General features: G+C 73.5%; 22 protein-coding genes. 3 read left to right on the forward strand and 19 right to left on the reverse strand.

Translation table 11 applies throughout. The features are described from left to right. The first annotated feature begins 93 nt into the window (after positions 1-93). Positions 94-351 (forward strand): hypothetical protein, encoded by a 258-nt coding sequence (locus ACFVYX_RS12395; protein ID WP_389681279.1) that lies wholly within the window; start codon positions 94-96, stop codon positions 349-351. Positions 352-551: 200 nt separating this feature from the next. Here the strand turns inward: ACFVYX_RS12395 and ACFVYX_RS12400 are convergent, their stop codons facing one another. The 13 genes from ACFVYX_RS12400 to ACFVYX_RS12460 form a co-directional block, all read right to left on the reverse strand. Next, positions 552-1,037: a DUF6099 family protein gene (locus tag ACFVYX_RS12400; protein ID WP_389681280.1), complete on the reverse strand. Its 486-nt coding sequence runs from the start codon at positions 1,035-1,037 to the stop codon at positions 552-554. 153 nt (positions 1,038-1,190) lie between these two features. Beyond that, positions 1,191-1,604 (reverse strand): nucleotide pyrophosphohydrolase, encoded by a 414-nt coding sequence (locus ACFVYX_RS12405; protein ID WP_389681281.1) that lies wholly within the window; start codon positions 1,602-1,604, stop codon positions 1,191-1,193. A gap of 25 nt (positions 1,605-1,629) precedes the next feature. Then, entirely contained in the window at positions 1,630-2,925 is a 1,296-nt protein-coding gene (locus ACFVYX_RS12410; RefSeq protein WP_389681282.1) for an ATP-binding protein, read from the reverse strand. A gap of 55 nt (positions 2,926-2,980) precedes the next feature. Then, positions 2,981-3,412, reverse strand: a complete 432-nt coding sequence (locus ACFVYX_RS12415) for a cell division protein SepF (protein WP_389681283.1) — start codon at positions 3,410-3,412, stop codon at positions 2,981-2,983. A 310-nt stretch (positions 3,413-3,722) separates the two neighbouring features. Continuing rightward, complete coding sequence (locus ACFVYX_RS12420) at positions 3,723-4,433, reverse strand: GntR family transcriptional regulator (protein ID WP_389681284.1); 711 nt, start codon at positions 4,431-4,433, stop codon at positions 3,723-3,725. A gap of 121 nt (positions 4,434-4,554) precedes the next feature. Then, positions 4,555-5,559: a proline racemase family protein gene (locus ACFVYX_RS12425; protein ID WP_389681285.1), complete on the reverse strand. Its 1,005-nt coding sequence runs from the start codon at positions 5,557-5,559 to the stop codon at positions 4,555-4,557. A 243-nt stretch (positions 5,560-5,802) separates the two neighbouring features. Then, positions 5,803-6,717 carry a dihydrodipicolinate synthase family protein gene (locus tag ACFVYX_RS12430; protein WP_389681286.1) on the reverse strand — a complete coding sequence of 305 codons (915 nt, stop codon included), beginning with the start codon at positions 6,715-6,717 and terminating at the stop codon, positions 5,803-5,805. 87 nt (positions 6,718-6,804) lie between these two features. Continuing rightward, on the reverse strand, positions 6,805-8,343 hold the full coding sequence (locus ACFVYX_RS12435; protein ID WP_389681287.1) for an FAD-dependent oxidoreductase: 1,539 nt from the start codon (positions 8,341-8,343) through the stop codon (positions 6,805-6,807). Next, entirely contained in the window at positions 8,324-8,665 is a 342-nt protein-coding gene (locus ACFVYX_RS12440) for a (2Fe-2S)-binding protein (protein WP_389681288.1), read from the reverse strand. The genes ACFVYX_RS12435 and ACFVYX_RS12440 overlap by 20 nt, the downstream gene beginning before the upstream one ends. Continuing rightward, positions 8,662-9,846 carry an NAD(P)/FAD-dependent oxidoreductase gene (locus ACFVYX_RS12445; RefSeq protein ID WP_389681289.1) on the reverse strand — a complete coding sequence of 395 codons (1,185 nt, stop codon included), beginning with the start codon at positions 9,844-9,846 and terminating at the stop codon, positions 8,662-8,664. The genes ACFVYX_RS12440 and ACFVYX_RS12445 overlap by 4 nt, the downstream gene beginning before the upstream one ends. Positions 9,847-9,936: 90 nt before the next feature. Continuing rightward, positions 9,937-12,249, reverse strand: a complete 2,313-nt coding sequence (locus ACFVYX_RS12450; protein WP_389681290.1) for a collagenase — start codon at positions 12,247-12,249, stop codon at positions 9,937-9,939. A 202-nt stretch (positions 12,250-12,451) separates the two neighbouring features. Beyond that, positions 12,452-13,684: a cation:proton antiporter gene (locus ACFVYX_RS12455; RefSeq protein WP_389681291.1), complete on the reverse strand. Its 1,233-nt coding sequence runs from the start codon at positions 13,682-13,684 to the stop codon at positions 12,452-12,454. 7 nt (positions 13,685-13,691) lie between these two features. Further along, positions 13,692-14,162: a cation:proton antiporter regulatory subunit gene (locus tag ACFVYX_RS12460; protein WP_389681292.1), complete on the reverse strand. Its 471-nt coding sequence runs from the start codon at positions 14,160-14,162 to the stop codon at positions 13,692-13,694. A 173-nt stretch (positions 14,163-14,335) separates the two neighbouring features. On the opposite strand from ACFVYX_RS12460, the gene ACFVYX_RS12465 reads away from it, so the two are divergent. Next, positions 14,336-15,040, forward strand: a complete 705-nt coding sequence (locus ACFVYX_RS12465) for a 4'-phosphopantetheinyl transferase (protein WP_389681293.1) — start codon at positions 14,336-14,338, stop codon at positions 15,038-15,040. Positions 15,041-15,137: 97 nt separating this feature from the next. Beyond that, positions 15,138-15,689 (forward strand): hypothetical protein, encoded by a 552-nt coding sequence (locus ACFVYX_RS12470; protein WP_389681294.1) that lies wholly within the window; start codon positions 15,138-15,140, stop codon positions 15,687-15,689. A 51-nt stretch (positions 15,690-15,740) separates the two neighbouring features. Here the strand turns inward: ACFVYX_RS12470 and ACFVYX_RS12475 are convergent, their stop codons facing one another. From ACFVYX_RS12475 to ACFVYX_RS12500, 6 genes are read right to left on the reverse strand one after another with little or no spacing between them, the layout of a single operon-like run. After that, positions 15,741-16,157 carry a hypothetical protein gene (locus ACFVYX_RS12475; protein WP_389681295.1) on the reverse strand — a complete coding sequence of 139 codons (417 nt, stop codon included), beginning with the start codon at positions 16,155-16,157 and terminating at the stop codon, positions 15,741-15,743. Then, complete coding sequence (locus ACFVYX_RS12480) at positions 16,154-17,368, reverse strand: cytochrome P450 (protein ID WP_389681296.1); 1,215 nt, start codon at positions 17,366-17,368, stop codon at positions 16,154-16,156. Before ACFVYX_RS12480 ends, ACFVYX_RS12475 begins: the two co-directional genes overlap by 4 nt. A 37-nt stretch (positions 17,369-17,405) precedes the next feature. Continuing rightward, positions 17,406-18,371, reverse strand: coding sequence for a 3-oxoacyl-[acyl-carrier-protein] synthase III C-terminal domain-containing protein (locus tag ACFVYX_RS12485; protein WP_389681297.1), 966 nt, complete (start codon positions 18,369-18,371; stop codon positions 17,406-17,408). Between the two features lie 2 nt (positions 18,372-18,373). Further along, a complete protein-coding gene (locus tag ACFVYX_RS12490) occupies positions 18,374-19,309 on the reverse strand; it encodes a 3-oxoacyl-[acyl-carrier-protein] synthase III C-terminal domain-containing protein (protein ID WP_389681298.1) in 936 nt (311 codons plus the stop codon). Continuing rightward, positions 19,306-20,934, reverse strand: coding sequence for an AMP-binding protein (locus ACFVYX_RS12495; RefSeq protein ID WP_389681299.1), 1,629 nt, complete (start codon positions 20,932-20,934; stop codon positions 19,306-19,308). The genes ACFVYX_RS12490 and ACFVYX_RS12495 overlap by 4 nt, the downstream gene beginning before the upstream one ends. Next, positions 20,931-22,139 (reverse strand): OsmC family protein, encoded by a 1,209-nt coding sequence (locus tag ACFVYX_RS12500; RefSeq protein ID WP_389681300.1) that lies wholly within the window; start codon positions 22,137-22,139, stop codon positions 20,931-20,933. The genes ACFVYX_RS12495 and ACFVYX_RS12500 overlap by 4 nt, the downstream gene beginning before the upstream one ends. Positions 22,140-22,181 lie beyond the last annotated feature (42 nt).

Raw genomic sequence — 22,181 nt, forward strand, 5'->3', positions numbered from 1 at the left:
CCGCCCGGCCCGCGTGCCGGCGGCCGCTGCCGGTGCGTCGCTCTCTCTCGTGGTCCCGTCCTCGGCGGTGGGGCCCGGGCCGAGGAGGCCGCCATGTCCCAGGAAGCCCCGCCGGAGCGGGCCGTGCCCGAGCAGCAGCCGGTGCCGCAGTCCGTGCCGGAGCAGAAGGGCACCGGCGCGCCCAAGGGTCTGCTGGAGCAGATGGAGGAGCTGATGGCGGCGCTCTCCGCCGACCTCTCCCAGCTGGACGCCGACCTCCAGTCCACCGCCGACCGCCACGAGCCGAACCAGCACGAGGCCGAGCAGGACCCCCAGGGCCGGCGCGGGCAACTCGGTCCCGAGCGCCCCTAGGGCCTGTCTGACAATTCGCGCCGGATCAGGCCGGGTCGTTCGGTGCGTGCGATCGGCGTGCGGCCGGGACGCCCTCGTAGCGGAGCTACTTGGGCGTTTCGGCCGTGCGGCGAGCGTGCGTGCCGGGCGGGCCGGACCCGGCGGGAATTGTCAGACAGGCCCTAGTACGTCCGTCTGCCCCGCCGGTCGCCCGACGCCGTTCACCACCGGCCCCGCCCTGGGCCCGCGCGGCCTTGGGCGGCGTCGGGCGGGCGGGCCCGCTCTCCGTCACGCACGGCGAGGCGCCGCAGCATCCCGCGCACCCGGTCGCTCGACTCGTCGGCGGCGTCGATGGCCTCGATGCACTGCCAGTAGAGCCCCTCCTCGTCGGTGACGCAGGCCACGCCGACCAGCGCGATGCCCACCTCCCCGAGCAGTTCCCCGAGGAGGCTCAACGCTCCTGCCGGATCCGCCACGTCGGAGAGCTGGGCCGCTCGCGGACCGCCGGCGCCCCACGCCGGGTACTCCCCGATCTCGCTGAGCCCGCGCGCCTCTCCGCGCAACTCCTGCGGTCCGCAGAGCGCGAGATGGTTCCCTATCGCCTGGGCGAGTGCCTGGGCCTGCCAGGCCTCCGCCACGATGCCCTCCGCCGTTCCGCTCTCGGCCAGCGCGTGCCGGCCAAGCGCGATGAGTCGCTCCGCTTCCATCAACGCCGCCCCCGTTCGTACGACTTATCTGCCCACTCAGTCCACTACCCAGAGTGAGGCCGCCTGAGCCACGTCACCAGGGGAATTCGGAAATCTGTGGACAGGAGGCTCGACGGGGAAAAGTCGATCACTCCGAAGAGTGACGATCTCCCGTCACGCCCCCTTCTCGCCCCTTTCCTCGCCCCCTTCCCCGCCTCTCTCTTCACTGCCTCCCCCGGCTCCTCCCCCGACCCCGTCGCCCCGTCGACGGGCCGGGAACCGGACCTCGTTCCGGTCGATCTTCGCCGCGAGCGCCGCCAGGGGGTCGACTCCCAGCACCTCGCAGAACTGGAGCAGATAGGCGAGGACGTCCGCGACCTCGTCGGCGACCCGGTGCGCCGACTCGGGGTCGTCCATCACCCGCTCCGCCTGCTCGGGCGTCAACCACTGGAAGATCTCCAGGAGTTCGGCCGCCTCCACACTGAGGGCCGCCGCCAGGTTCTTCGGCGTGTGAAAGGGCTGCCAGTCCCGGGCGGCCGCGAACTCGGCCAGCCTGCGCCGGAGTCCCGCTACGTCGTTGTCGGTCATGCCCGCAGGTCTACCACCGTGACCCTCAGACGCTCAGGTCCACCACCGTCACCCCGGGCGTCCGGCGCGCCTCCCCCGCCGCCCGGTCGCCGACCGTCCCGGCCACCCGGACGTGTCCGTCGGCGGCGATGCCCGTCGCCAGTCCGAGCAGTTCGCTCACCTGCCGCCCGTCGAGGCCCCGGTCGAGGCCGTCGGCGAGCAGCGTCAGGGACTGCATGGCGTCGGGCACCTCGGCGATCCGGTCCATCGCCAGCACACCGGGGCCCGTGAGCAGGGTGAGCGCGAGCGCCAGGTAGCGCAGTTCCCCGTCCCCGAGGCGGCCGAGCGGGGTGGCGGGCCTGCCTCCTCGTTCCAGGACCGCCCGGACCGTGCCCTCGGGGAGCTCCTGCACCGCGAGCCCGGTGACGGATCCCGCGCAGCCCGCGCCCGCCATGGTCGCGAGGCGGTGGTGACGGCGCGGGCAGTCCGTGTGGGTGCGGTGCAGGACCTCGGCGAGGTTGCCGCAGCCGCGCCGCAGCCGGCCCTCGCCGGGGAGGACGGGGGCCCGCATCCGCTCGGGCCGCGGGTCGCAGGCGAAGGCGGACCGCAGCCCGATGACCACCTGCTCGGCGGCGGCCAGGACCTCCAGCTGGCCCGGGGTCTTCCCGGCGACCCGCAGCGGCAGCAGAGCCGTACCGAGGAGGTCGTCGGGGAGCGGGGCCCGGGTGACGGGGGTGGAGCCGGCCGTGTGCCACTCGGCCTGGACGGTGGTGCGGCCGGGGTCGCGCAGGGCGGTGGCCAGCAGGGTGCGGCCGCGGCCGGTGAGGCGCTCGCCGACGATGCGGAGCCGGGGTTCGGCCTGGACGGCGAGGTCCAGGTGGACGGGGCCTTCCGGTCCGTCGACGGTGCACCCGATGCGGAAGCCGCGCCTGCCCTGGGCGTCGGGCCTGGCCCGCTCGGGCACGCAGTCGGCGGCGTCGGGGAACACCTCGCCGAGCGGGTCGCCCGCGCCGAGCCGGGCCAGCGCCTCGTACGCCCTCAGGGTGGTGGACTTGCCGCTTCCGCTGGGTCCCGCGAAGAGCGTGACCGGCCCCAGCGCGTGCACGGCGGCGCGGTGCCCGGCGAAGGCGGACAGGCGGAGCTCGGTGACGGCCGGCCGCGCGCGGAGCCCTCCGTCCTCTCCCTCACCGGCCGGCCCGCCCTCCGGCCTCCGGCCGCTCCGGCCCCGGGGCCGGTTCTCCGACGCGGCCGGGCCGCGCGCCTCGGGGACGGAGACACGTGCGCGAGAGGAGGGAGCCGCGGAGGAGAGGTGGTCGAGCGTGAAGCCGCCGGTGAGGTCCATGCCCGGACCGTACGCAGTCCATTCCCTGACGAACCGTTACGTCGAGATGACCTTCCTACGATCGGGGGACCCCGGCCGTCCTGCCGCCGACGGTGCTCTCCTCGTCCTCCCCCTCCGAACCCTCGACCTCCGTACCGGCCGGGGCAAGGAGAAAAACGTTCCGGTCGACGCGGTGCATCACGCTGCCGAGGCCGAAGACGACACCGCTGCTGAAGTCGAGGATGCGCTTGGCGACCTCGGTGTCGGCGCTCGTCAGGTCGAGGAGCACCGGAATCTGGGCGATCAGGTACTCGGCGACCTCACGGGCGTCGGCGAACACCTGCACGCGGAGCACGACCATGCGGCGCTGCTCGGCGGATTCGTACTGCTCGGGGATCGTGCGGTGGTCGACCCTGGACGGCCATTCGTCACGGCCGCGCAGGGGCACGACCTGGGCGAGGCCCTCCCACTGCTCGTCGGTGACGTCGTACCTCTCGTACCTACTCATGGGCACATCCTCCCGCTCCTCACCCGTTCGGCCCAACAACGACACGAGGTGATGCCCGGGTGGCGGAGCCCCGGGGCCTCTCCGGACGGAATCGCCGGACGGATCCTGGGCCTGTCCGGCCCCATCCCGTCGGGCCCGGCATGATCCAAAAGACAGGCCCTAGCGGCCCATGCCGTAGATCTGCGGGGTCGGGGTGCGGGTGGCACGGGACAGTTTCACGCCGTGCCGCGAGCCGCTTCGAAGGCCATGACCGGGTCGCCGTCCTTGCGCCAGAGCCAACGATCAGGCGGGTCGGCGCGGTGGCCGAGGGTCACCTCGCCCCGCCCTCGCCGGGACGCCCGCGGCCGGCCGGTTCGTCGCGGGCGTCGGCCCACAGCGACCGTACGTGCCCGAGGTGGCGGCGCATGCACGCCTCCGCGCCGCGCGCGTCGCCGGCGATCATCAGGTCGAGGAGTTCGAGGTGTTCCTCGGCGGACGAGACGAGTTTGCCCGCCTCGTCCAGACCGGTCAGACCGTAGAGGCGGGAGCGCTTGCGCAGCTCCCCCACCGTCTCGACCAGACGCTCGTTGCCGGAGAGGGCGAGCAGCGCGAGATGGAAGCGGCGGTCCGCCTCCAGATAGCCGATGAGGTCGTGCTGCCGGGCGCAGGAGACGATCTCCTCGGCGACGGGGCGCAGCGCCTCCAGCCGCTCCCGGTCGGCCTTCCTCGTGACGCGGCCGATGGTGGGGACCTCGATGAGCGTGCGCAGTTCGGTGAACTGGTCGAGGTCCCGTTCGCTGACCTCGGTGATGCGGAAGCCCTTGTTGCGGACGGGTTCGACCAGGCCTTCCCGGGCCAGGTCGAGCATGGCCTCGCGGACCGGGGTGGCGGAGACGCCGAGGTCGGCCGCGAGACCGGGGGCGGAGTAGACCTGGCCGGGCCGCAGCTCGCCGGCGATCAGGGCCGCGCGGAGGGCGTGCCCGACCTGGTCGCGGAGCCGTTCCTGCGCTCTGACGAGGCCGTACTGCTTCAGGTCACCCATCGTGCGTCCTCCGAGAAGTCACGGAGGAGCATCGTACAATGTCACGTTTCTCCTTCCGGGGGGCGGGAGTTGCCCACCCCCCAGGGTCCTCGCCGTCGGCCCTCGCGCGCGTCCGTCGCGGTCAGAGCAGGAATCCGGCGGGGAAGGGATCCTCGGGGTCGAGGAAGTACTGGGCCGTGCCGGTGATCCACGCGCGGCCTGTGACGGTCGGGACGACGGCCGGCCGGCCGGCCACTTCCGTCTCCTCGACGATCCGCCCGGTGAACTCGGTGCCGATGAAGGACTTGTTGACGAAGTCGGCACCGGGGGCGAGCAGTCCCCTGGCGTGCAGCTGAGCGAGGCGGGCGCTCGTTCCGGTGCCGCACGGGGAGCGGTCGAACCAGCCCGGGTGGATGGCCATCGCGTGGCGTGAGCGGACCGCGTCGGAGCCGGGCGCGGCCAGGTAGACGTGCTTCACCCCGGCGATGTCCGGGTTCTCCGGGTGGACGGGCCGGTCGGGGCCCGCGTTGACCGCCTCCATGACGGCAAGGCCGGCGGCGAGCAGCTCGTCCTTGTGGGCCGGGTCGAACGGCAGCCCCAGGGATTCCAGGGCGACGAAGGCGTAGAAGTTGCCGCCGTAGGCGAGGTCGTAGGTGACGGTGCCGTATCCGGGCACGTCCGCCTTGAGGTCGAGACCGGCGGCGAACGCGGGCACGTTGGTGAGGGTGACGGAGCACGCCCGGCCGTCCTCGACCCGGACGTCGACGCTCACGAGCCCCGCCGGGGTGTCGAGGCGGACGGTGGTGACCGGCTCGACGACCGGCACCATGCCCGTCTCGACGAGGACGGTCGCGACACCGATGGTGCCGTGGCCACACATCGGGAGGAGCCCCGACACCTCGATGAAGAGGACGCCGTAGTCGGCGTCGGGGCGGGTGGGCGGCTGCAGGATCGCGCCGCTCATCGCCGCGTGCCCGCGCGGCTCGTACATGAGGAGGGTGCGGACGTGGTCCAGGTGGGTGGCGAAGTGATGCCGCTTCTCGGCCATGGTGGCGCCGGGGATCACCCCGACGCCGCCGGTGATCACCCGGGTGGGCATGCCTTCGGTGTGGGAGTCCACCGCGTGGTAGACGTGGCGGGTGCGCATGGGGTCCCTTCGGGTCTACGGGAGGTGGCGTACGTACGGAGGCGGTGTACGTACCTGTGCGCGGGAGCGGTCCCGGGCCTGGGGCGTGTCTGACAATTGGCGTCGGATCAGGCCGGGTCGTTCGGTGCGTGCGATCGGCGTGCGGCCGGGACGCCCTCGTAGCGGAGCTACTTGGGCGTTTCGGCCGTGCGGCGAGCGTGCGTGCCGGGCGGGCCGGACCCGACGGGAATTGTCAGACACGCCCTACGCGTGTCCCTCGGCGAGGACCTTCTCCGTCGCGGCGCGCACGACGGCCTCCTGCTCCGGGGTCAGTGGGACGCGGGGCGCGCGGGTGGGTCCGCCGGGGCGGCCCGCCAGGTCCATGGACAGCTTGATCGCCTGCACGAACTCGACCTTGGAGTCCCAGCGGAACAGCGGGTGGAGGGACTTGTAGAGCGGGAGCGCGGTGTCGAGGTCTCCGGCGACGGCGGCGCGGTAGAGCGTGGCGCAGGTGCGCGGGAGGGCGTTGGGGTAGCCGGCGACCCAGCCGACCGCTCCGGCGAGGGCGAGTTCGAGGAGGACGTCGTCGGCGCCGACGAGCAGGTCGAGTCCCGGGGCGAGTTCGGCGATCTCGTAGGCGCGCCGGACGTCTCCGCTGAACTCCTTGACCGCGACGATGCTGCCGTCCGCGTGCAGGCGGGCGAGGAGGGCGGGGGTGAGGTCGACCTTGGTGTCGAGGGGGTTGTTGTAGGCGACGACCGGCAGGCCGGCTCCGGCGACCTCGGCGTAGTGGGCGCGTACGGAACGCTCGTCGGCCCGGTAGGCGTTGGGCGGCAGGAGCAGCACCGAGCCCGCCCCGGCCTCCGCGGCCTGCTCGGCCCAGCGCCGGGCCTCGGCGCTGCCGTACGCGGAGACGCCGGGCATGACCCGGGAGCCGTCGCCGGCCGCTTCGACGGCGGTCCGTACGACGCGGGCGCGCTCCTCGCCGGTGAGGGTCTGGTACTCGCCGAGGGAGCCGTTCGGGACGACGCCGTCGCAGCCCTGGGCGATGAGCCAGGCGACGTGGCGGGCGTAGGCGTCGTGGTCGACGGAGCCGTCGTCGCGCAGGGGGAGGGCGGTGGCGACCATGATCCCGTGCCAGGGGTGGACGCGGTGCACAGGGGCTTGCTCGTGAGCCATGAAGAACTCCCTTGTGTGGTGTGTGACATTTTACTGGTGGGCGTAAGGATCACAAGATGACTGCCGCGAAAGGTTTTTGACTGAAAGTCAGGTCGGCGTGTCTGTCGGCAGCTCGGCCAGGTGACGCAGGGGTACGGGACAGGACAGCGGGCGGCGGTCCGGTGGCGGGGCGGCCTCGCCACCGGCGCACGGGTGCTGTCCCGCCAGTGCCGCCACGGCGGACCCGCACATCCGGCCCTGACACCAGCCCATTCCGGCTCGGGTGAGCAGCTTGACCGTACGGGCGTCCCGGGCTCCGAGCGTGTCGACGGCCTCCGTCACACGGGCGGCGGGCACCTCCTCGCACCGGCAGATCTCGGTGTCCTCCCGCAGCCACTGGGTCCATCCGGCGCCGGGCCGGTGCACGGCCCCCATCGCCTCGGCGAACCCGCGCAGCCGGTCACGGCGGCGCCGGGCGGCCGAGTCCCTCGCGGGGAGCCCGGGCGAGTGAGCACCGAGCAGCGTCCGGGCCACGGACTCCGCCGCCGACTCGCCCTCCAGAACCGCCAGTCGGGCGCCGCCGACACCACCGGTCTCCCCGGCCGCCCAGATGCCCGGAACGGAGGTCGACTGATCGGTGTCGAGGACGAGCGCGGGCGTCCCGTCGGCTGCCGTGCGGGTGGCGCAGCCGAGGGCCGTCGCCAGCTCCAGCTGCGGTACGAGCCCGTGGCCGACCGCGACCGTGTCGCAGGGGATCCGGCGGCCCGTGCCCGGCACGGGCCGCCAGTCGGCATCGAGCCGGGCGACGGTCACCGCCTCCACGCGGTCGCCGCCGTGCGCCTCGACGACCGCGTGGCGCGTGAGGAGCCGGACCCCGTGCCGCAGCAACGCGCCACCGTGCACGGCTCCTTCGGCGAGTTTGGCGGGGTTGCGCAGGAGGGCGGGGGTGAAACCGGCGTACCCCAGATACGTTCCGGCCTCGACGACGGCGGGGACACGCGCGCCCGCCGCCGCGAGGGAGCCGGCGACCGCCAGGAGCAGCGGGCCGCTGCCGGCCACGACGGCACGGCGGCCCGGCAGGACGAGCCCGCCCTTGAGCATGGCCTGCGCGCCGCCCGCGGCGACGACGCCGGGCAGGGTCCAGCCGGGAAAGGGCAGTTGACGCTCGTACGCGCCCGTGGCCAGGAGCACCGCACGGGCGCGTACGGTCACCGCGGTGTCGTCGCCGGTGACGAGGGCGTGCAGCCGCCAGACGGAGCCCTCGGGCACCACGGTCCAGACGTGGCATCGCGGGCGGTAGGTCACGCGACGGGAGCGGACGAGGCCGTCCAGTGCCGCCGTCCGCCGGGCGAACTCCCGCCAGCCGTGGTGCAGCGCCCCGGGCCTCAGCGCGCCGAGCTCGGGCGCCGGGTGCCGGTGGTACTGGCCGCCCGGGCGGTCCCCGGCGTCGATAAGGACCACACGGAGCCCGAGCCGGGCCGCCGCCACGGTCGCGGCGAGTCCGGCGGGGCCTGCGCCGACGACGGCGAGGTCGGCGAGGCCCTCAGGCCCCGAACCTCCGGGCCCGTCCCCTTCCGGATACGGCTCCGGACGCGGGTCCGTGCTCGTGCTCGTGCCTGTGCTCGTGTCAGACGGTGAGTTCGGCACGGCCGGTGCCCTCCTGTGTCGTGACGGTGTCCCCGGGGCGGGCCGGGGTGAGGCAGGCGCGCTGGTTGGGCCGGCCGTTGACGGTGACGAGGCAGTCGAAGCAGCTGCCCATCCCGCAGAACACACCCCGTGGGGCGCCCGAGACGCGTGTGGTGCGCCAGGTCAGGATGCCCGCGCTCCACAGGGCGGCGGCGAGGGACTGCCCGGCGAGCGCGGGCAGCGGGCGCCCGTCGAACTCCACGGTGAAGGTGTCCTTCGCCCGCCCGCCGACCAGGGAGCGCGGGGTGCGGGCGCCTGTGGTGGTGCGGCGGAGTCGTCTCATGGTGTGGTCTCCCGGGCGGAAGCGGGGTCGGGACGGGGGCCGGCGGCGAACCGTTCCGGCCGGAACGGGAAGGGGTCCACGGCCGGGACCTGCCCCGTCAGCGCGGCCGTCACGAGCAGTCCCGTGGCCGGGGCGAGACCGATCCCCGCGCCCTCGTGGCCACAGGCGTGGTGCAGCCCCGGGACGCGCGGGTCGGGGCCGATGGCCGGAAGGTGGTCGGGCAGGTACGGACGGAAGCCGTGGTAGGCGCGCAGCACCCGTACGTCGGCGAGGACCGGGAACAGCGCCGCCGCCTGGGAGGCGAGCCTGCGCAGGGCCTCGACGGAGAGGGCCCGGTCGAAACCGACCCGCTCCCGGGTGGCGCCGATGAGCACGGGCCCGGCCGGGGTGCCCTCGACGACGGCCGAGGACTGGAGCGCGGCGGAGCCGCTGGCCACGTCGGCGATGTAGTCGGCGGCGTACACCTTGTGCCGTACGACTCTGGGGAGGGGTTCGGTCACGAGCACGAACCCGCGCCGGGGCCGCACCGGCAGCTCCGTGCCGGCCAGGGCCGCGACGGCCCCGCCCCAGGTGCCCGCCGCGTTGACCACGGTGGGGGCGGCGAGTTCACGGCGGGCCGTGCGGACTCCGCGTACCGCTCCGGTCGGGGTGCGCAGGATGCCGGTGACCTCCTCGCCGAGGTGGACGGACGCGCCGGAGGCGGCGAGGAGCCGGGCGGCCGCGCGGGCGGGCTGGATCTGGGCGTCCTGCGGGTAGTGGAAGCCGCCCGCGAGCCCGTCCGCGAGGTGCGGTTCGAGGGTGCGCAGGGTGTCGCCCGGGATCTCGGCGGCCTCGACGCCGACGGCCCGCTGGCTCTCGGCGTAGCCGCGCAGGGCCTGGAGGGTGGCCGGGTCGGGGGCCACCACGAGGCCGCCCTTGGTCTCGTACTCCGTGTCCTGCGGAAGGGTGGCGGCGAGTTCGCTCCAGAGGCGTACGGAGAGCAGCGCGAGGTCGAGTTCGGGGCCGGGCTCCTTGTCGGAGACGAGGAGGTTGCCTTCTCCGGCGCCGGTGGTGCCGCCGGCGACGGGTCCCCTGTCGACGACGGTGACGGAGAGTCCCGCGCGGCCGGCGAAGTACGCGCAGGCGGCTCCGACGACGCCCGCGCCGATGATCACGGCGTCCAGGCTCTGTGTCTTGGGCACGGCGGTAAGATGTCACATTCTTTCAGGGGGTGGAACAGGGCGCGGAGTGCGTCGGACTCCGCGCCCTGTCGGACGGGTTGGCGGCCGGGGTCAGCCGCGCAGGGGTCCCTCGCAGCGGTAGGTGGACGTTCCCGCGCGCCCGCCGGTCCAGATGTCGACGGGGCCGAAGGAGCAGTTCATGTCGGCGAGGTTGTTCGAGGCCGTGCCCGCCCGGTCGAGGAGGAAGTAGTCGACCGTCTCGGACATGTCCTTGAAGACCTGGTCGGCGCTGCCCGCGTTCGCGAGGTTGGCGGTGACGCGTCCGGTGCAGGTGAAGCGGCGTCCGCCCGGCGCACCGCTCTCCGTGCAGACGGGGGTGTTGGAGGTCGCGGAGGCGAACGAGGCGGCGACGTCGGCGGCCCGGGAGTCCCGGAGCCTTGCGACGGGGGTGAACGTGGTGGCCGGCACGAACAGCCGGTCGACGTCGGCGATCGCCGTGTCCAGGAAGCGGTCGTAGTCGCGCTGTACCGAGGTGTCCGCGCTCAGCCGGGCGCGCCAGGCGTCGTACGCCGCGACGTCGTTGCGGCGCAGGTGCTGGTACATCTCGCGCAGCGCGGACGGCTTCTCGGTCCAGAGGTACTCGAAGAAGGTGCCGGCGTACGCGTAGAAGCGGAAGCCGTCGCCGTCGTAGGTGGCGTGCAGGATCTGCCGTACGGTCATGCGCGGGCCGCCGCCCGCCGTGTCGGCGATGACGCTGCGGACGAGGGACTTGCGGACCCTGACGCCGTCGTCGCGGGTGGCCCCGTCGAAGAACTCGGCCGTGCCCTCGTCCATCGCCGTGGTGCGGTCACCCTGGTACCAGGGGCCCTCGCCGAAGAAGCCGGGGACGGCATACCGTCCGTTGAGGTAGTGCGTGTACTCGTGCCGGAAGAGCTCTTCGAGGGTCAGCGACGAGTCCTGCGGGACACGGCGCTCGTACGTGTAGAAGGTGGCGCCGCGCTCGATGTAGATGCCGCCGTTGTCCGTGCCCATACCGGTGAGGATCGGGTGGTACGTCTCGTAGTCCGCGCGTGAGGCGTACAGGACGATGTTCAGCGAGGTGTTGGGGTCGCCGGCCAGCGGCTCCTGGGTGCCGAGTACCCGGTGGAACTGCGCCGCGACCTGCTTGCTCGCGTAGTACAGGGTGTCGACGGTGGCGCGCGGGAGCCCGGTGCGGACCTTGATGGCGCCGCTGTCGTACGTGTACGTGTACGGGAAGATCCGGCGCTCGATGTCCGCCTTGCACACCCCGTACGGGGCGCAGGCCTCGTAGACGTTGAGCCAGGAGACCAGCGAGGCCCACTGCGCGCTGCCGGTGCCGAAGGCGGTCTCGGCCGGGCCGAGCAGGGCGCCGAGGTCGGCGACGACGGCCGGGCGCAGGCCCTCGATCTGGCCGAAGCGGCCGTACTCGCTCAGGGCGTCACGGGCGACCCAGCTGTTCGCGGTCCCCTTCAGGTGGCCGTACCCCGCGAAGGCCTTGAAGGCCGCGCGGTACGCCGGGTCGGCGGCGGCCGCCGTGTGGAAGGCGGTGTCCCGGTTGCCGGGGTAGACGCCGAGGTAGTTGACGGAGAGCCCGGCGAGCGCGGCGCCCGCCCAGGCGGGGTCGAGGCGCGTGGCCGGGTGGTCGGCGTCCATGGTGGCGAGCACCTTGCGGATCAGGGGCAGTTGGTGGTGGCGGAGGCCGGGGGCGCTCGCCGCGTACAGGGCCTCGCGGAGCGTGTCGGCGTTGGTGGCGGTGACGTCGAAGGTGCGCGGGGCCGTGCCGAAGGCCGCGACCGCCCGTCGTACGGCGTCGACGGTCGGGGCGTCGCCGGTGTCGATCTCGTCGCGCGAGAAGTCGTGGTAGGCCACCGCGTGGAGGTAGGTGAACATCTCCTCCAGATGGGTGGAGTTGGTGCCGTCGTGGGTGGCCGCGAGGCCGGTGGCGCGGCGTGCGACGGCCTGGACGTGGGCGTCGGACATGACCGGCGCGAGCCGGGCGTCCCAGGTCCAGACGAGGCCGCGGAGACAGTCGTCGGCGGTCACGGCGGGATCGGCGAGGAAATCGGCGAAGCGCTCGGGGGTGAGGCCGGTGACGCCGTCGAGGGTGCAGGGGGCGCCGGCCTGCCGTCGCGTATGCGGCGGCTCGGCGGCGGGGTCGGTGGCGGCGCCGGGTGTACGGCCGGCTGCCGCGCCGCCGGGAGCGGGCGCCGGGGCCGCGACGGCCGGGGGCGCGGAGGCGAGGCGGTCGACCTCGTCATGGGGGTGCGGCCGCGGCGCCGTCGTCGCGGTCGGTGAACCGGTCGGCCCGGCCGCCTGGCTGACGGTCTGTCCGAGGGGGACGAGCAGGCCGACCGCGAGCGCGGAGGCGAGGAGGGCGCTGCGCACGGATCTGTGCTGGGACACCAGGGCTCCTGTGGGAGGGAGGGGATGTGGGGGTGGTTCCCAGTCAACTCGCCTGGTTGCAAGCCGAGTTGACGTTCTTTCCAGCAGTGGTGCGAGCAGTACCATAGTAATGTGAAATTGCACTGACAAGGGTCTGGCGGGAATCCGGCGCAGAACAGACCCGGGGGGTCCCCTGGAGGGACCCCCCGGAACGAGCCGTTCCTCAGACGCGGTCGGAGGCCGCCTCGGGTGCCGCGACCGCCTCGGGCGTCACAGCCTCCACGGGCGGCACGCTCTTCGTCCGGCTCCGCATGAGGCGCGCCGCGACGGGCTCGGTGAAGCGGGCCGTCAGCGGGCCGATGACCACCAGGATCAGGACGTACGCGGTGGCGAACGGCCCCAGCTGCGGCTGCACCCCCGCCGTGACGGCGAGACCGGCGATGACGATGGAGAACTCGCCGCGCGCCACCAGGGTGCCGCCGGCCCGCCACCGTCCCTTGGTCCCGATCCCGGCACGGCGCGCCGCCCAGTACCCGGTGGCGATCTTCGTCAGCGCCGTGACGACGGCCAGGGCGAGCGCCGGGAGGATCACCGGCGGGATGCTGGCGGGGTCCGTGTGCAGACCGAAGAAGACGAAGAAGACCGCGGCGAACAGGTCGCGCAACGGGCTCAGCAGGGTGTGGGCGCCGTCGGCGACCTCCCCGGACAGGGCGATGCCGACGAGGAACGCCCCGACGGCCGCGGACACCTGGAGCTGCTGGGCGACACCGGCGACGAGCAGGGTGAGCCCGAGGACCACCAGGAGCAGCTTCTCCGGGTCGTCGCTGGAGACGAAACGGGAGATCAGACGCCCGTAGCGGACGGCGACGAACAGGACGGCGCCGGCCACGCCAAGGGCGATGGCGAGCGTGGCACTGCCGGCCGCGAGACCGACCCCCGCGAGGAGGGCCGTGATGATGGGCAGGTACACGGCCATGGCGAGGTCTTCGAGGACCAGGATGCTCAGGATCACCGGTGTCTCGCGGTTGCCCAGGCGTCCCAGATCGCCCATGACCTTGGCGATGACGCCGGACGAGGAGATCCAGGTGACGCCGGCCAGGACGACGGCGGCGACCGGCCCCCAGCCGAGCAGCAGCGCCGCGGCGGCGCCCGGGAGGGCGTTGAGGGTGAAGTCGACGAGCCCGGCGGGGTACTGCGTCTTGAGGTTGGAGACGAGATCGCTCGCGGTGTACTCGAGGCCGAGCATCAGGAGCAGGAGGATCACCCCGATCTCCGCGCCGATGGCGACGAACTCCTCACTGGCGCCGAGCGGCAGCAGGCCGCCGTTGCCGAAGGCGAGTCCGGCGAGGAGGTAGAGGGGTATCGGGGAGAACCGGAACCGGCCGGCCAGGCGGCCGAGCAGGCCGAGACCGAGGATGATGGCACCGAACTCGATCAGGAAGACCGCGGAGTGCACGCCGCCCTCACTCCCGACCGAGGATCGCGGCGGCCGCGTCGACGCCCTCGCGGGTGCCGATGACGATGAGGGTGTCACCGCCGGCGAGCCGGAAGGCGGGCGTCGGGGACGGTATCGCCCCGGAGCGGCGGAGCACGGCGACGACGGAGGCCCCCGACTCGGTCCGCATCCGGGTCTCGCCGAGGACCCGCCCGTTCCAGTACGCGTGGGCGGACAGCTCGATGCGTTCGGCGACGAGCCCCAGACCGGTGGTGTGCAGCACGGTGGGGCTGTGGTGGGCGGGCACCAGCGCGTCGATCAGCGAGGCCGTCTCGGCCTCGGTGAGGTGCAGCGACTGCGCGCACGCGTCGGGGTCGTCGGCCCGGTACACGTTCACGGTGCGGGTCCCGTCGCGGTGCGCGATGACCGACAGCTGGCGGTGCTCCCGGGTCGTCAGGTCGTACTGGACTCCGATGCCGGGCAGGGGTGTCGTTCTCATCCGCGGAGCAGGCACAGGCCCGTCCCCTCCTGTCGATCGTGGGTGGTCGTGACGCGTGCCATGGTGTCATCGCCCCTCCGGAACCCCGGAACACGGGTGTCACGCGCGACCGCCCGCCTCCCTGTGACGCGACCCGGGTGGATCCGGTCGGACCGTGGGTACTCTGGGCTCCCGTGATCGAGGAACTGATACCCCCGCCCGCGAGCGCCGCCCACACCTTCCTCGACCGCGAGTCGGCCGTCCGCGCCCTGTTCCCCGAGGAGGCCGCCGCCGTCGCGCGCGCCCTGCCGAAACGACTCCACGAGTACGCCGCCGTCCGCATGTGCGCCCGGCGTGCGATGAGCGCGCTCGGAGTGGCGGCGGTGGCGCTCGTGCCGGGGGAACGCGGTGCTCCGCGGTGGCCGGCCGGGCTCGTGGGCAGCATGACCCACTGCGCCGGGTACCGCGCGGCCGTCGTCGGCCGCGTCTCCGACTACCGCGGGCTCGGCATCGACGCGGAGCCGAACGCGCCGCTGCCGGACGACGTGCTGGAGGTCGTGTCCCTGCCGGGGGAACGGGCCCGGATCCGTGAACTGGCCGCCTCCGTGCCGGAGGTCCGCTGGGACCGGCTGCTGTTCAGCGCCAAGGAGGCGGTGTTCAAGGTCTGGTACCCGCTGACCGGGCGCGAACTGGACTTCGGGGACGCGGACGTCCTGATCGACCCGGACGCGGGGACGTTCACCGCGCACGTCGGCGTCCCGGACGACGGCCCGGACGGCGACCGTCTGAAAGTGCTCGAAGGGCGCTGGCTCTGCCGCGCCGGCCTCGTCGTCACCGCCGTCGCCCTCCGGCGCACGCCGGACGTCCCCCGGTGGGGCGTGTCGCCGGAGGTCGGCTGACAACCGGCCGTGCCGCCGTGCGGAACCCGGGCGGCGGCACGGCCGTCCCACCTCGGAGCGCACACCGGTCGTGCGTCTGGCGAACGGACGGGATGCGATGACAGACCAGCTCGGCAAGCGGACGAGGACGACCGTGCACCGTGGCGTGGCGGCCGTGGCGGGAGTCCTGCTGCTCGCGGGCGTCACCGGCTGCGGGTCGCTCACCGACGAACCCCCGGCGGACCGGAAACCGCACCCGGTCGCCGCCCGGGAGAGGGCGAGCGGCACGGCCAGGAACCCCGAGACGCCGCCCCGGATGATCGTGCGCGCGAAGGACGACCCGCCGGCCGGCCTCCTTGGGCTCCTCACGGGAACTCTGGTGGTCACGGACGAGAACTGCCTGGCCGTGACGTCGGAACCCGCCGGCGGGACCGTCGCCCTCAACTGGGGGTACGGATGGACGGCCCGGATCGAGGACGGCAAGGCCGTCGTCCACGACGCGCGCGGAGAGGTCTTCGCGAGAGAGGGCGACGAGGTGAGCCTGGGCGGAGGAGCGTCCTCCCGGTTCGCCGGTAACCCGTGCGCCACCGGAACGGGCGTGTTCGCGGTCAACGACGCACCCACCGACGGATGGAGCGGACACGCGACGGGGCCCGCTCCTCGCGGTTGAGAACGGCTTCCGGCAGGGACCAAGCTTCCCTGTCCGCAGGAGATATGAGGGTCAGTCCGGTCGCTGGACGACCCGCGCGCGCGGGGTGTCGGGGCCGAGGACGGTGACGACGAGCGCGGTGCGCCGGGACTCCGCGGCGAGCAGCGCCTCGGCCCAGCGGACGGGGGTGTCGGCGGGGGCGTCCGGGGCCAGGGTGAGGCCGATCGGCACGGCCCGCGTGAGGCCCGTCCGCTCGTCGAACTCGCGGATGACGGCCGCGTTGAAGAGCCCGTCGAGGAGGACGTTCCCGCCGGACGGCTGCTCGTGGTACGCGGGAAAGGCGTCGGTGGCCACGAGGAGGAGTTCGACGTCGGCCGGCGCCACCCCGGCGCCGGCGAGGGCCTCGGCGGCCGTCGAGGCGGCCCGCGCGAAGCGGTGGCCGTCCGGTGCGTCGGGCTCCGCCCGCGCCGTGGGGTCGGCGGCGCTCACGCGGACTGTTCCCGGAAGCCCAGGTCCAGGGTGGCGAAGCCTCTCAGCATCGGGTTGGGGATGCGCTCGGGCTCCGGCCCCCGCAGCTCCAGGCCGGGGAGGCGGTCGAGGAGGGTCCGGAACGACACCTGGCCCTCCAGTTCGGCCAGGGCGGCGCCGACGCACACGTGCGGACCCCAGCCGAACGCCAGATGCCCCGTGGGGTTACGGGTGAGGTCGAAGGTGTCGGGGTCGTCGAAGGCCTCGGGGTCGCGGTTCGCCGAACCGAGCATCAGCACCAGCCCGTCCCCCTCCCGGACCTCGGCGCCGCCGAACTCGAAGTCCTCCCGGGCCACCCGCCGGATGAACTGGAGCGGGCTCTCGTAGCGCATGATCTCCCGCACCGCGCTGGGCATCAGCTCCGGCCGCGCGTCGAGGAGGGCGCGCTGTTCCGGGAAGCGGAGCAGCAGCTCGACGCCGTTGGCGACGAGGTTCCGTGTCGTCTCGTGCCCGGCGACGATGATCTGCGTGCAGTTCGCCAGGACCTGTTCGGCCGTCATCCACTCGCCCTCGCTCTCGGCGCTGAGCAGCAGGCTGACCAGGTCGTCGCCGGGGTTCGCCCGCCGTTCGGGAAGCAGCTCGGCGAAGTAGTCCATCATCGAGAGGAGTCCGTCCTGGGCGGCACGGAACATGTCGAGGGTGGGCCGCAGGGAGCCGGCGAAGTTGAGCAGGTCCTCCGACCAGCGGACGAAGGCCGGGTAGTCCTCGGGGTTCACGCCGAGCATCTCGGCGATCACCTTGGCGGGGAAGGGGTGGGCGTACTCGGTCATGAACTCGGTGCCGCCGCGCTTGACGAAGGCGTCGATCAGGTCGTCGCAGACCCGCTGGATCTTCGGCTCCATGGTGGTGATGAGCCGTCGGGTGAACCCCTGCTGCATCAGCTGGCGCAGCTGGCGGTGCTCGGGCTGGTCGTGCAGCACGATCCACCGGCTGATGGCGTCGTTGAACCGCGCGAACTCGGGCCGCACCTCGGCCGGGAACTGGTTGACGAAACCCCCGGCCTTACGGGCGGCGGAGAACCTCTCGTCGCGCAGCGCGGTGCGGATGTCGGCGTGGTGCGGAAGGAACCAGGTGCGCCCGGTGTTGGCCGAACTCAGGTGCATACGGCCGGTCTCCCGCATCCGCTGGTACACGGGGTAGGGGTCACGGAGGAACTCCGGCGTGATCTCCATCAGGTGTGGACTCCTGTCGGTGCGGAGGGGAATCGGTTCAGCGGGCGCGAACCGCGGTCATGCCCCAGGTGGAAGGACCGGTGGTGAGCATCAGGACGTCGTCCCCGGGCGCGAGCCGCCCGCCGCGGTGCAGGTCGGCGAGGTCGATGAGGGTGTCGGCCGCGAAGCAGTGCCCGAGGCGGGCGATGTTGGCGGTGTACAGGCGCTCCGCCGGTACACCGGCCAGCGTGGCGAACTCCGTGAGGACCGGGCGCGAGTAGTGGTTGGAGAGCATCACGGCGAAGCCGTCCTGGGGTGTGTCGAGCGCGGCGCGGCAGACGCGGATCCCCTTGACGATCTCCAGGTGCTTGCGCAGCCCCTGCCCCTTGGCGAGGGCGCGCATGGGGGCGCTGGAGTGCTGGACGGTGGAGCGGAGACGGAAGTCTCCCGGCACGTCCGTGGAGACCAGGCAGGAGGCGGCGCCGTCGCCGTTGATCGTGACGGCGTTGGGCATCGCCCGGTACTCGCCGGGGAGCGGCGGGACGGCGTCGGCGCTCACGCACAGCACCGTGCGGTGGACGCCGGTGGCGACCAGGGCCCGCGCGAGGCGCAGGACGGAGCCGGTGTTGCCGGACTCGGCGAGCCACACGAGGGACAGCGCGGCGTGCCCGAGCCCGTGGGGTTCGAGGACGAGGCGGGCGATCGTGCCGGTCAGCTTCCCCGGGTCGCCGGGCGGGGGGTCCCCCTCGCCCCAGTAGCTGCAGGTGCCGTAGAGCACGGCGTCGACGCGGCGGGGGTCGACGCCGGAGAGCGCGAGCGTCTCGGCGACGGAGCGGGCGGCGAGCTCGGCCGGTGTCTCCCGCGCGACCGAGCAGTTGACGAAGCCATGGGCACGCAGTCGGTCGAGGAGCTCGTCGGAGGTGCCGGGCGGCACCGCACGCTCGATCGGCAGGGACTCGCCGACGGCGTACCCGAGCCCGCCGAGCCCGACGTCCGGCTCGGCGCGGTGGTGGGAGCTGGTCATCGTCAGGCCTCGCAGCGGATGAAGGAGGTGGCGCTGTAGAGGTAGTTGGCGCCCACGCCGATCGCGAGGAGGGCGTCGCCGGGCGTCGTTTCGCCGCGCTCGGCCAGCTCGCTCAGGGTGATCAGCTGGTCGTAGGCGAAGCAGTGCCCGAGGGTGCCGATGCCCTCGGTCGGCACCCGGTCGAAGGGGATGCCGAGGGTCGCGGCGAAGTTACGGAGCACTGGACGCGCGTGGTTGGCCAGGACCAGCTTGGTGTGGTCGCCCGCGGCCCGCCCGGTCGCCTTGGTGAGTCTGTCGACCACCCCTCCGAGGGCGTCCGTGAAGCCGTCGATGTAGCGCAGCAGGTCGCGCTGCGGGTGGAGGGCGTGCAGTTCGGGCCGGTAGCGGTGCTCGACGCGCTCGACCAGGTAGCCGTCGGTCCTCGGCCGGGAGAGCAGGCAGGTGACGACCGTGTCGCTGAAGACGGACACGTCACCGGGCAGCACCCGTGCGGCACGCCGGTCGTCGAGCGCGTCGACGCCGAGCAGCAGCACGTGGTCGAGGCCCTGGGTGGCGGCGAGACCCTGCGCGACGGTGAGGGCCGACGAGAAGTTCGTGCACTGGCCGAGGAACATGCCGAGCGGGAAGGCGTCACGGATCCCGAACCGGGCGCAGAGCGCGGCGAGATCGGCGTGGTCGTCGTACGCGGAGAACGTGGAGGAGAAGAACAGCACCGCGTCGACCTCGGCGGGCCGCAGGCCGGTGCGGTCGAGGGTCTCGGCGAGACAGTCGTCGTACCGGGCGCGGGGCGGTTCGTCGAAGACCGCGTACCGGGTCAGGCCTCCCCGGCGCAGGGCGGTGACGGACGCGGCGGACACCGCGCCGTCGCCGAGGAGGTCCTCCAGGTCGTGCCAGCGTCCGTGGCGGCGGCTGAGTCCGCTCAGATGGATGTCCGTCATCTGCCCTCCCAACGTCGTGCCATCTCGTGCCGGTCGGTCTTTCCGTTGCTGGTGAGGGGGATGTCGTCGACGACGCGGAACCGGCTGGGCACCATGTACCGGGGAAGGTGCCGGACGGCGTGCCGGCGCAGCTCGTCGGCCAGTTCGCCGGATACGGAACCGTCCCGGCCCGAACCGGCGGAACCCGAACCACCGGGCCCCGGACCGCCGGGACCCGAACCGCCGGGAGCGGAGTCGCCGGGGCGGACGAAGGTCACGATCGCACCGCCGCCGCTCACGATGGTCGCGGAGAGGTCCACGGCGGGATGCGCGAGCAGGCAGGCGTCGATCTCCTCCAGCTCGACCCGGTTGCCGCGGATCTTCACCTGGCTGTCCCTGCGGGCGTGGAAGTAGAACTCCCCCGCTTCGTCCCTCGACGCGAGGTCCCCCGAGCGGAAGGCGCGGCGTCCCGTCCCCAGGGGGCTCGGCACCAGTGCCGCCGCGGTGGTCTCCGGGTCCTGCCAGTACCCGTCGAAGAGCGCGTCACCCTCGACGTAGAGCTCGGCGACCTCACCGGGCCGGTCCGTCGGGGTGCCGTCCTCGCGCACCAGGTACATGCGCATGCCGTCGATGGCGCGGGTGCCGAACGGCACGCGGCCGTCGCGGTGGGGCACCTCCTTCCCGGTGAGCACCTTCCACGCGCAGGCGATCGACTCCGAGTGGCCGAAGCCGTTGATGAGCCGGGCGTGGGGCAGCGCACGGCGCAGTTCCCGGAGGCCGCGCAGGGGAAAGCCCTCGCCGGCGTACAGCACCGTGTCGAGCGCTGTCCCGGCGAGCAGGTCCGTCGCCCCCGCGTCCAGGACACCGCGCCAGATCGAGGGCACCCCGTTCATCTGGGTCACCTCGTGGCGCTGGAGGTGGCGGACGAGGCCCTGCGGCTGCTGGAGGAGCAGGGCCGGTACCTGCACCAGGCAGCCGCCCGCGCCGAGCGCCAGACCGAGGTCGAGGAGGGAGAAGTCGAACTGGAGCGGCGAGGTGCTGCCGAGACGGACTCCCGGCCGTACGCCGAACCCGCCGAACCCCTCGTAGAACGAGACGACGGCGCCGTGGCTCATCACGATGCCCTTGGGCTCACCGGTGGAGCCCGAGGTGAAGATGACGTACAGCGGGTCGGAGGGTCGCGGCTCGAGGCGCTCCCCCGGTGGCCGCCCGGCACCGGTCAGCTCCAGGTGCCCGTCCGGCGTGAGGGTGCCCGTGGCCGTCCCCGGGCGGTCCGCGGGGGTGCGGCCCGGCGGGGTGATGTGGGCGCGGGGCGCGGTCCTGCGCACGATGTTGGCCTTGCGCTCCGCGGGCAGGTCGGGGCCGAGCGGCACGAAGACGAGCCCCAGGGAGGCCGCGGCGATCTCCAGGGCCACGGCCTCGGGACACGGGGCGAACTCCAGGGCGATCCGTTCCCCGGCGCGCAGCCCGTGGGCGTGCAGGGCGTCGGCCAGGGACGCCACCCGGTCGGCCAGCAGTCCGTGGCTCCACACCTGGTCCCGGCAGATCAGCGCGGGCGCTTCCGGGGTGTGCCGGGCGGCGCGCAGAAGATAGGTGTGGAAGAGCCGGGGAACGCCGTCGCCCGGCAGGGAGCCGCCCGTGCTCACGCCTCGCCGGAGGCCGCGGCCTCCGCCGCGCGGGCGGCCTCCTGCTGCTGGCGGGACAGTTCGTCGCGGAAGGCCTCGGCGGCGGTGGTGCTGCTGAGGTACTCGGTGTCCTGCGCGCCCGGGCGGCCCAGCTCGATCGCGATGGTCTGCGGGCGGGCGAGCGTGGCGAGGAGCACGGAACGGCCGAGGGCCGCGGTGAGCACCGAGGAGAGCGCGTCGAGGTCGGCGTCGCTCGTGAGCGCCAGGTCGAAGCCGAGGTTGTGGAAGCGGCTCGGGACCTCGCGGAGCACGTTCTGCATGCCGCGGATGTCCAGCCGGCCGCCGCTGGCGACGTGCAGCTCCTCGACCGGTGTCCCGGTGCGGTCGGTCTCCTCGCGGACGAGGCCGACGAGTTCGCCGCAGACGGCGGAGAGGAGCAGTTCCTGGGGGTTGGGGCCCTTGCCGATGCCGAGCATCTGCTTGGACTGGTCGACCACGAGGACGGACGCGCCCTCACGGCGGGTGCCGCCGTGTTCCAGGGTGGTCCTGGCGTGGACCTCCGTGCCGTACTCCCAGCGCAGCCGCACCTCGAGGCGGGCCCGGTCGGCGCCGGGGTCCGGGGCGGCCGCCGGCGTGTAGGGCAGGGTCAGCGTCTCCTGGCGGCCGTCGCCGCGGGTGATCAGCGCCCTGAGGGTGAGCTCGGCCTCGTCGAGGAAGACCCGGTGGTTGGGGCTGAACGCCGTGACGAGGCGGTTGACGCCCTGGACCACGTCGTCGGAGGCGCCGCACGCCACCGTGCAGCGCCAGGCGATCCCGTGCAGCCCCGCGCCGGCCGCGGCGTGGCCGGAGGCGTCGAGGGGCAGTTCGGCGCGGGCGGTGAGGTCGATCTCGTCGAGTGCCACGCCGCGCCCGGTGAAGCCGTTGACGTGGGTGATCAGCGCGCAGGCGCCGAGCGCGGCGAGGGCCGACTCGTACGGGCTGGTGAGCGGGTCGAGGCGGCCGGCGGCCGACACGGCGTCCTCGGGCCGTGTCCGGTGGGAGAGCTGGTCGACGCGGAACCCGCGGGCCATCCGGACGGTGCCGTGCCGGGCGGTCCGCACATGGGTGGCGACGCCGTCCCTGGCCGGGTGTCCGGTGACCCTGAAGTCGATCAGGGCCTCCTCGGGCTTCTCCCGGATCTCGTGGATCAGCTCCGAGACACCGCTGATGTTCAGTCCGTTGCGCATGCTGCTCTCCTGCTCGCTGTCTCTGCGGGGGTGGTGGGGGTG

Source organism: Streptomyces sp. NPDC058326 (assembly GCF_042879855.1).
In the GTDB taxonomy this organism is placed as follows: Bacteria; Actinomycetota; Actinomycetes; order Streptomycetales; family Streptomycetaceae; genus Streptomyces.

Coding starts and splice junctions, on each gene's coding strand:
- ACFVYX_RS12425 (WP_389681285.1), bottom strand. CDS start 5,559: ATGCGCACCCGCCACGTCTACCACGCGGTGGACTCCCACACCGAAGGC.
- ACFVYX_RS12410 (WP_389681282.1), bottom strand. CDS start 2,925: ATGGACCTCACCGGCGGCTTCACGCTCGACCACCTCTCCTCCGCGGCT.
- ACFVYX_RS12485 (WP_389681297.1), bottom strand. CDS start 18,371: ATGACCAGCTCCCACCACCGCGCCGAGCCGGACGTCGGGCTCGGCGGG.
- ACFVYX_RS12400 (WP_389681280.1), bottom strand. CDS start 1,037: ATGGAAGCGGAGCGACTCATCGCGCTTGGCCGGCACGCGCTGGCCGAG.
- ACFVYX_RS12500 (WP_389681300.1), bottom strand. CDS start 22,139: ATGCGCAACGGACTGAACATCAGCGGTGTCTCGGAGCTGATCCACGAG.
- ACFVYX_RS12470 (WP_389681294.1), top strand. CDS start 15,138: ATGACAGACCAGCTCGGCAAGCGGACGAGGACGACCGTGCACCGTGGC.
- ACFVYX_RS12420 (WP_389681284.1), bottom strand. CDS start 4,433: ATGGGTGACCTGAAGCAGTACGGCCTCGTCAGAGCGCAGGAACGGCTC.
- ACFVYX_RS12405 (WP_389681281.1), bottom strand. CDS start 1,604: ATGACCGACAACGACGTAGCGGGACTCCGGCGCAGGCTGGCCGAGTTC.
- ACFVYX_RS12395 (WP_389681279.1), top strand. CDS start 94: ATGTCCCAGGAAGCCCCGCCGGAGCGGGCCGTGCCCGAGCAGCAGCCG.
- ACFVYX_RS12415 (WP_389681283.1), bottom strand. CDS start 3,412: ATGAGTAGGTACGAGAGGTACGACGTCACCGACGAGCAGTGGGAGGGC.
- ACFVYX_RS12490 (WP_389681298.1), bottom strand. CDS start 19,309: ATGACGGACATCCATCTGAGCGGACTCAGCCGCCGCCACGGACGCTGG.
- ACFVYX_RS12460 (WP_389681292.1), bottom strand. CDS start 14,162: ATGAGAACGACACCCCTGCCCGGCATCGGAGTCCAGTACGACCTGACG.
- ACFVYX_RS12440 (WP_389681288.1), bottom strand. CDS start 8,665: ATGAGACGACTCCGCCGCACCACCACAGGCGCCCGCACCCCGCGCTCC.
- ACFVYX_RS12430 (WP_389681286.1), bottom strand. CDS start 6,717: ATGGCTCACGAGCAAGCCCCTGTGCACCGCGTCCACCCCTGGCACGGG.
- ACFVYX_RS12480 (WP_389681296.1), bottom strand. CDS start 17,368: ATGGAGATCACGCCGGAGTTCCTCCGTGACCCCTACCCCGTGTACCAG.